This is a genomic window from Lutibacter sp., from assembly GCF_013041805.1.
Taxonomy (GTDB): domain Bacteria; phylum Bacteroidota; class Bacteroidia; order Flavobacteriales; family Flavobacteriaceae; genus Lutibacter.
On record NZ_JABDRI010000075.1, the window covers coordinates 1 to 8,601 of the forward strand.

Below are 8,601 nucleotides of genomic sequence, written 5' to 3' on the forward strand. Positions count from 1 at the left end.
TTAATGAAATTTTTTACCCAAATTCTAATATCTATATTTTTGATAGGTTTGGAAAATTAATTACTCAAATTAACCCTGAAGGAAATGGCTGGAATGGCATATTTAATGGGCAACAACTTCCTGCAACAGACTATTGGTTCTCTGTAGAATTAATTGATCTCAATGGAAAAATTAGAACCAAAAAAGGAAACTTTAGCTTAATTAGAAGATAAAATGCTAATTTATTGTTTATAAATATTTCAGTTTAAATTATTTGTTTTAAATGATTTATAATATATTTATACTGGTTAATTTCTTTTCCTATGAAAAGATTAGTTCTCTTCTTATTCTTCCTAACCCCCTTACTATTTTATTCCCAAAACGAAGCTGCCATTTGGTATTTTGGAGAAAATGCTGGGTTAGATTTTAATTCAGGAACTCCTGTAGTTTTAACTGATGGCGAACTAAATACAGCTGAAGGTTGCGCTAGTATAAGTGACGCTTCCGGTAATTTATTATTTTATACAGATGGAATAACTGTTTGGGACAAAACACACACTATTATGACAAACGGTAATGGTCTAAGAGGTGATTCTTCAAGTTCGCAATCTGCTATTATTATTCCAAAACCTAATAACACTAATCAATTTTATATATTTACCGTTGATGACAATCCCGGAGGAGTTCCAGCAATGGGGCAAGGTATTAATTATTCTATAGTAGATATGACACTTAGGAGTGGATTAGGTGATATTACAACTACAAAAAACATTAATATATTACCATGGGCATTTGAAAAAATAGCCGCTACAAAACATGCTGACAACAACTCATATTGGATAATTACTTTTAGAAATAACCAGTTTATATATTGGCGTTTGGATGCTGGTGGATTAAGTACTGCTAATACTTTCACTACTACTTTAAATACAACTTCTTCAATTGGGTATTTGAAAATATCGCCCAACGGTACTAAAATAGCTTGTGCAAATTATGGAATTGATCCAAATATGATGCTTTATGATTTTGATAATTCAACTGGTTTTATAAGTAATGAATTAAAATTGGATTTAGATGAATTAGATGATACACCTTACGGCGTTGAATTCTCTTTGCAGACAAACAAATTATATGTATCCTCCGATAAATTAACACCAAGTGGAAGAACACTACCCAGTAAAATAGTTCAATATGATTTAACAGTTCCTACACCATTAATTTCTGGAACAAGAACCCTTATATATCTCTCAAATACATATTATCGAGGAGCTTTACAGCTCGCCCTAGATGGAAAAATATACCATGCTTTATCATTGTCTCAAGGTACTTCTCAGATTGGCTCCAATTATTTAGGAGTAATTAATAATCCTGAATTAGATGGTATCTCTTGTTTTTATGAAGAAAATAAAATTGATGTAACACAAGGAGGTGCTTTTCCAACACATAAAGTAGTTGAAGGTTTACCACCTTTTTTATCATCTTATTTTTTAGATCCCTCAATTTCAACTAATAATGTTTGTCAAGGAGAACTAACTACTTTTAATATTTTTTCTACTACTCCAATAAATAGCGTGGAATGGATATTTGGAGATGGAAATACCTCAATAGAATCTGGTACTGAGACACAACACATATACACGGCACCTGGAATTTACACAGTAACTACAAATATTGATTTTGGTGGAGTAATTACGACATTACAAATCGATGTAAATATTTACCCCTTACCTATTATAACAACACCTGTGAACATAACTTTATGTGATGATGACTTAGATGGTCTAATGAATTTTAACCTTAATGATGCGAAACCTCTACTATCTTCTAATTACTTAAATGAAACATTTACCTATTTTTTATCCCAAAATGATGCCATAAATAATGTAAATCCTATTGCAAATCCACTAAGCTTTTCAAATGCAACAGCTTCATCTGTTTGGGCTAGAATTGTAAATAGTAACAACTGCTTTACAACCGCTCAAATTAATTTAGAAGTTGTCTCTATTAATATTCCTTCTAATTTAATGCTTCCGTTTAATCAATGTGATGACCTAGTAGATGGTAATGATCTAAACGGAATTACCACATTTGACTTTAGCAGCGCTACTTCACAAATTTTAAATGCGCTCTTACCTCAAACCAATTTAACTGTAACCTATTATCAATCTATCAATGATGCTTTGGCCCAAATAAATCAAATTGATCCAACTAATTTTAGAAATACAACTTCTCCTTTTAATCAACAAATTGTGGTGAGAGTGGATAGTTTAACTGATTCCTGTTTTGGTGTTGGTGTACATGTCACTTTAAATGTTGATCCAGTTCCTGTATTTAATTTAGACAGTTCTATTGATTTCTGCTTAGATGGTTCAACTCACACAATTGGTATTCAAAATCCTATAGAAATCTATACATATGTTTGGGAAGATTCTAGTGGGATCGTCATTGGAAATACCCCTTCAGTAAATGTTAATTCACAAGGGTTATACACTGTTACGGCTACCAAAACAGATGGAACTAATTGTGTAAAATCTAAATCTATTCAGGTAAATATGTACTCGCTACCTATTATAACAACACCTGTGAACATAACTTCATGTGATGATGACTTAGATGGTATAATGAATTTTAACCTTAATGATGCGAAACCTCTACTATCTTCTAATTACTTAAATGAAACATTTACCTATTTTTTATCCCAAAATGATGCCATAAATAATGTAAATCCTATTGTAAATCCACTAAACTTTTCAAATGCAACTGCAGCATCTGTTTGGGCTAGAATTGTAAATAGTAACAACTGCTTTACAACCGCTCAAATTAATTTAGAAGTTGTCTCTATTAATATTTCTTCTAATTTAATGCTTCCGTTTAATCAATGTGATGACCTAGTAGATGGCAATGATCTAAACGGAATTACCACATTTGACTTTAGCAGCGCTACTTCACAAATTTTAAATTCGCTCTTACCTCAAACCAATTTAACTGTAACCTATTATCAATCTATCAATGATGCTTTGGCCCAAATAAATCAAATTGATCCAACTAATTTTAGAAAAACAACTTCTCCTTTTAATCAACAAATTGTGGTGAGAGTGGATCACAATGTTATTGATTGTTTTAAAATAGAAACTCTTATTAGCTTATACGTTGATCCAGTTCCTGTGTTTGATTTAGCCGATTCTCAAGATTTTTGTTTTTTATCTTTAAGCTACGAAATTGGAATAGAAAATCCTGCTGATATTTATGAATACCTCTGGGTAAATGAACAAAATGAATTTCTAGGAGATACACCTAGCATAAATATTAGTCAAAGTGGTATTTATAAAGTTACTGCTATTAATCAAAATAATTGCATAAAAACAAAGAACATAAAAATTAACAGTATTCCTACTTCGCCTCTTCTAAATTTTGATAAAAATAATATTGTTCTAAAAGACAATTCAGTAAATAACTCTATTACTGTCTTAACAACAAATTTACCCATAAGCACCTATGAATTCTCAATAGATAACTTTGAATTCTCGTTAAATAATTATTTCGACAACCTACAGGCTGGTTTACATACAGTAAAAATAAGAGATGTAGAAAATTGTTTAGAAGCTAGTATAGATGTTTCTGTAATTAATATCCCTAACTTTTTTACTCCAAATGGTGATGGTTATAATGATACATGGCACGTATCAGGTATAAAATTTCAGCCAACTTCAAATATTTACATTTTTAATAGATTTGGAAAATTATTGGCTATTTTAAATCCTTTAGGAACTGGATGGAATGGCTATTACAACGGAAATCCGTTACCTTCTACGGATTATTGGTATAGAGTTGAACTAGATGACAGTAGAGTTATAAAAGGTCACTTCAGTCTAATTAGGCGTTAATATTTTCTTTTTTAAAGGTGTGAAGGAAAATTTTAAAATGGCATTACTTATTTTTTTGACGTGAAGTATTAATTACCTATTTTTATTTTTAAATAAATATTTTCCCTTTTACAAATAGAGTGAATTAAAAGTAAAGTAATGTCTGAATTTTCTGATGAAAAAATTTTGGAATCGTGGCATCAAAATGCTAAGGCCTGGATAAATTCCATTGAACATCGCGAAATTGAAAGTAGAATACTAGTTACAAACAAAGCGATTGTCGATTGCATTCTAGATAAAAACCCTTTAAATGTTTTAGATATTGGTTGTGGAGAAGGTTGGTTATCAAGAGAGTTAAATAACTTTGGAATTCAAACTCTGGGAATTGATGCTGTACCTGAATTAATTGATGAAGCCACAAAAAAAGGTAAAGGAAACTTCAAACTCATACCTTATGAAGATATCTCCAAAGAGAATATTCATGAAAAATTTGATGTCGCCGTTTGCAATTTTTCATTAATTGGAAATGAATCAGTCAAAAAAATATTTAAAAATTTACCCGAACTATTGACTAAAAATGGATATTTCATTGTTCAAACATTACATCCAATTTTAGGCTGCGGAGATTCAGCATATCAAGATGGATGGAGAAAAGGATCTTGGAAAGGTTTTAGTGATAGTTTTACGAATCCTGCTCCTTGGTACTTTAGAACTTTAGACACTTGGATAAATTTATTTGTTACAAATGGATTTATAATTAATTCAATTATTGAACCCATTCACCCTAAAACTAAGTCAATAGCTTCTATACTATTTGTTGGAAAATTAAAAACAGTAAACAACTCAAATAATCCATGAAAAAAAGAAATATCCTTGTAATCGTTCTACTAATTTCTATGCTATCAGCTAGCTATTTTTTTAATCAAATTATCACTGCTAGTGGAAATTTTAAAAATGATTTTAAAGAGTTTGAAATGTCATCTGAATATAAAATTATATTAAATGAAGGAACTTATGACTTATTTGAATTGTCAAGCAAAGAGAACTCAGAAAAAATAGCTGATTTTAATTATCGTATTACCAAACAAGATTATCCAAAAATTATAACAATTGAGAGGGATACAACAAACACACCTCCTAAAAGTACAACAACTTTTACTTATACTATCTACCAAAAAAAATATAAAAGTATTGGGCAATTTAAAAATAACAAAAGGCAAGAAGTAACAATCATATCAAAAATTAATAACACATTAGTAGAAAAATTAGCCTTCAGACAAAAAGAAAATAGCGAGTCTTTTTTTAGCATTCTAAAATTCTCAATTCTTTTTTTATTTAGTTTGGGTTTTTTAATTACAGCAATTGTAGTTTTAGCAACTAGAAAATAAGAATCCTCTATTTAAAAAATAGTTACTTCCAAAATGAATAATATACAACCTTTTGAAGCTAAAATAATTCTGTAATATCTTAGTTATGGTTCTACTAGAATTTTAAACCTAAAAAAACGATATGAATAAAATATATACACTATTCCTTCTAATTTTATTTACTTCAATTGAATGTTACAGTCAACAGAATGGAAATAACGGAATAAGGAATACAGCAATAAGCAGTGGTATTGGCTTAGGAAGTGTATTGGCCGTTGTTGTTTCTTGGGAGAGGAATAAATCTGTTCTGCTAGCATTTTTACATGGCATATTTAGTTGGCTATATGTACTCTATTTTGTGATTACAAGAAAACCTGAGGAGAGAAAATAGTGAGTTCATAAAAGTCATATGCAATCAAAACACATTCAATAGCTAAAGTATCTGCTCCATTTATTTAACTTCTGCAACCTAGATTACAAACTGTATTTTCAGCGTAATAATTTTTTAAATTTATGTATTCAAAATTTTATTGAAATAAAAAATTTTAAAACCTAAATCATTAAATTATAAATTATGAAAAAACCAATCACCATTTTAGTGTCAATATTTTTAGCAACAACACTTTTTGCACACGAATATGTTTTAATAGCCTATAATTTCTTTGTAAAAGAAGGCGAAAAAATAGAACTTCATCTTTTTGTAGCAGATGGTTTTAATATTCAAATAGAAAGGCCTATTCAAAAATCGATTACAAAGAAATTTGAAATGTTTAATGAAAATGGCACTACCAATTTATTAAAAAACACAACGGAAGGTGACTTACCAATATTAGAAATGAATGTAAATTTTAAAGGTTTAGGCCTTATTCACATGGAAAGAGATTATGCTCAAATAACCTTGCCTAATGAAGAATTTACTGATTATTTAAAAGTAGATAATATCGAAAATATTACTATTGACAGCAAAAACAAGCAAAATCAAACAGAAAGATATACACGGTATTTAAAAACACTTATTCAGAGTAATCCAAAAAAGAATGATGATATTTATAAAACAGTAGTTGGTCAAAATTTTGAAATCGTCTTATTGAAAAATCCTTATACGCTCAATGAAGGAGATTGGATAAGTGCAAAAGTTTTATTTATGGGAGAACCTTTACAAAATAAGGTGATTACTGCTCGAAATAGAAATGGAAACGAATCGTCAATCTATCAATTTTCGAGAACAGATGATGAAGGTATTTGCTCATTTAAATTAGAAAGAGAAGGTGATTGGTTTTTACACGCAACGCATATGATACCAGCTCCAGATAAAGTTGATGCAGACTGGGAAAGTTTTTGGACTACTTTCAGCTTTGGAATTAGAAACAATGATTAAAGGTTCCTGAGAATATTTAATTCTAAAAGTAAATAATAACGTATTATTGTATAGTTGATAAAAGAGGACAAAAAAATGAATATAGTTTAAAACGGCACAGAAGCATTTTAGATTATGCTAATTTTTTTGGTAGCTTCCTAATATTTTATAACTTACAAAAAAACAAAAACTCTTATTCCAATGAAAAAACTAAAAAAAGAAGACATTAGTCAAGATGTATTTGATTTGTATGACGATTATGCTCATAATAAAATTGAACGACGCCAATTCATTCAAAAACTATCTATGTATGCTGCCGGTAGTGTTACTATAGGCTCATTGCTAAGCTTTATGTCACCAAACTATAAAGATACATTAGAAGTACCAAAAGATGATCCAAGGTTAAAATCAGAGTTTATAAATTATGAGTCTCCGAAAGGAGGTGGAACTATAAAAGGTTTGCTTTCTAATCCTAGCAATATGGATGCAAAATTACCAGGAATTATTGTTGTACATGAAAATAGAGGTTTAAATCCTTATATTGAAGATGTTGGAAGACGTGCAGCACTTGATGGTTTTATAAGTCTTGCACCTGATGCTCTTACACCTTTAGGTGGTTATCCTGGAAACGATGATGATGGAAGAGCTCTTCAACGACAACGTGATCGATATGAAATGTTAGAAGATTTTATTGCTGCATTTAATTTTCTTAAAAATCATCCTAATTGTAATGGAAAAGTTGGTGTTGTTGGATTTTGTTTTGGAGGTTGGATAGCAAATATGATGGCTGTAAAATTACCAAACCTGCAAGCTGCTGTACCTTTTTATGGCGGCCAACCATCTGCTGAAGAGACTGCCCAAATTAAAGCTTCTTTATTAATTCAATACGCAGACTTAGATAAAAGAGTGAATGCAGGCTGGCCAGAATATGAAAAAGCATTGAAAGCTAATTCTATTTCATATAACGTTCATTTTTACCCAAATGTAAACCACGGATTTCATAATAATACCACGCCACGGTATAATGAATCTGCTGCAAAATTAGCTTGGACAAGAACTATTCAATTTTTTGAAGAAAAATTGATTTAATGAAATTACTATAAATTAATTTTAAAAAATGATTTCAAGTAATAGTCAGCTAATACAAGTATTAAAATAATGATTGAAAATAAAATAAGCATTAGACCCAATATTAATAATATTGGGTCTTTAGAAAATAAAAAACCTGAAGAGAAATTTCAAAATCAGACCCTAAGGCCTATTATAAAGTTACAACATGATTTATTAGTTGCCCATTTTGATTATTATTTAGCTAAAAAAAAGATTCCCTTTCTTGAATTTAATGATTCTAAAAAGAACGATACTATTACTAACATTTTAAAAAATGATATACTCTTTAAAACCGAATCAAGGAGTTTTATTATTGGACATTTTACTGTAGATGAATATCAAATATATCTTCCAATGTATAATAATATAAACAAAAGAATTATGTCCATGATAAAAGAGAAATTCTTAACTGTAAAGAGAATATGAATCCATAAATAAGTACTCTATCCTAAATAAATTATTCTATATCAACCAACCATAAGTTAAAAATTATTAGATATACACATTCTGGATTAATTAATGCACAAGATATTGAAAGTGCGTGGAGTGTATTTTTGAGTTTAAATGAATTCACACAATTAAAATACAATCTACTTTCAGATTACAGAAATGGAAAGTTTAATATACCTATTGAAGAAATTCCAAAAATAGTTGAGTTTATGAAAGCTATTCAACATATTGTAGAAGGCAAAAAACAAGCATTAATTGTAGATGACTCATATTCAGCTGCAGCTTCCATGCTTTTTGAAGAATCTGTATATCTTGAAGTTGGTTTTAAAGTAAAATTATTTTCTACTGAAACAGCGGCTTTAAAATGGTTAGCTGATTAGTTAAAAAATAACGCAATGATTTTTTCCTTTTTCACTTGACATATTTAGAATAAAACACAAAAGATTTAAGCAAAAATTTACTATTGAAAACTATT

General features: G+C 29.4%; 9 protein-coding genes. All 9 read left to right on the forward strand.

Features of this window, described 5'->3' with window-relative positions; translation table 11 throughout:
• The coding region (locus tag HKP59_RS09595) for a T9SS type B sorting domain-containing protein (protein WP_291803510.1) at nucleotides 1-212 on the forward strand (212 nt) is incomplete at its 5' end.
• Between the two features lie 90 nt (nucleotides 213-302).
• Entirely contained in the window at nucleotides 303-3,863 is a 3,561-nt protein-coding gene (locus tag HKP59_RS09600) for a T9SS type B sorting domain-containing protein (RefSeq protein WP_291806163.1), read from the forward strand.
• Between the two features lie 138 nt (nucleotides 3,864-4,001).
• Nucleotides 4,002-4,700 (forward strand): methyltransferase domain-containing protein, encoded by a 699-nt coding sequence (locus tag HKP59_RS09605; protein ID WP_291806166.1) that lies wholly within the window; start codon nucleotides 4,002-4,004, stop codon nucleotides 4,698-4,700.
• Nucleotides 4,697-5,230: a hypothetical protein gene (locus HKP59_RS09610; protein ID WP_291806168.1), complete on the forward strand. Its 534-nt coding sequence runs from the start codon at nucleotides 4,697-4,699 to the stop codon at nucleotides 5,228-5,230. The genes HKP59_RS09605 and HKP59_RS09610 overlap by 4 nt, the downstream gene beginning before the upstream one ends.
• Nucleotides 5,231-5,351: 121 nt before the next feature.
• Nucleotides 5,352-5,600 (forward strand): hypothetical protein, encoded by a 249-nt coding sequence (locus HKP59_RS09615; RefSeq protein ID WP_291806171.1) that lies wholly within the window; start codon nucleotides 5,352-5,354, stop codon nucleotides 5,598-5,600.
• Nucleotides 5,601-5,783: 183 nt separating this feature from the next.
• Complete coding sequence (locus HKP59_RS09620; protein ID WP_291806174.1) at nucleotides 5,784-6,587, forward strand: DUF4198 domain-containing protein; 804 nt, start codon at nucleotides 5,784-5,786, stop codon at nucleotides 6,585-6,587.
• A gap of 180 nt (nucleotides 6,588-6,767) precedes the next feature.
• Nucleotides 6,768-7,655, forward strand: a complete 888-nt coding sequence (locus tag HKP59_RS09625; RefSeq protein WP_291806177.1) for a dienelactone hydrolase family protein — start codon at nucleotides 6,768-6,770, stop codon at nucleotides 7,653-7,655.
• 69 nt (nucleotides 7,656-7,724) lie between these two features.
• On the forward strand, nucleotides 7,725-8,102 hold the full coding sequence (locus HKP59_RS09630; RefSeq protein ID WP_291806180.1) for a glyoxalase: 378 nt from the start codon (nucleotides 7,725-7,727) through the stop codon (nucleotides 8,100-8,102).
• Nucleotides 8,103-8,167: 65 nt separating this feature from the next.
• Nucleotides 8,168-8,506 carry an STAS/SEC14 domain-containing protein gene (locus HKP59_RS09635; protein WP_291806182.1) on the forward strand — a complete coding sequence of 113 codons (339 nt, stop codon included), beginning with the start codon at nucleotides 8,168-8,170 and terminating at the stop codon, nucleotides 8,504-8,506.
• Nucleotides 8,507-8,601 lie beyond the last annotated feature (95 nt).

Coding starts and splice junctions, on each gene's coding strand:
- HKP59_RS09605 (WP_291806166.1), top strand. CDS start 4,002: ATGTCTGAATTTTCTGATGAAAAAATTTTGGAATCGTGGCATCAAAAT.
- HKP59_RS09620 (WP_291806174.1), top strand. CDS start 5,784: ATGAAAAAACCAATCACCATTTTAGTGTCAATATTTTTAGCAACAACA.
- HKP59_RS09630 (WP_291806180.1), top strand. CDS start 7,725: ATGATTGAAAATAAAATAAGCATTAGACCCAATATTAATAATATTGGG.
- HKP59_RS09625 (WP_291806177.1), top strand. CDS start 6,768: ATGAAAAAACTAAAAAAAGAAGACATTAGTCAAGATGTATTTGATTTG.
- HKP59_RS09610 (WP_291806168.1), top strand. CDS start 4,697: ATGAAAAAAAGAAATATCCTTGTAATCGTTCTACTAATTTCTATGCTA.
- HKP59_RS09615 (WP_291806171.1), top strand. CDS start 5,352: ATGAATAAAATATATACACTATTCCTTCTAATTTTATTTACTTCAATT.
- HKP59_RS09600 (WP_291806163.1), top strand. CDS start 303: ATGAAAAGATTAGTTCTCTTCTTATTCTTCCTAACCCCCTTACTATTT.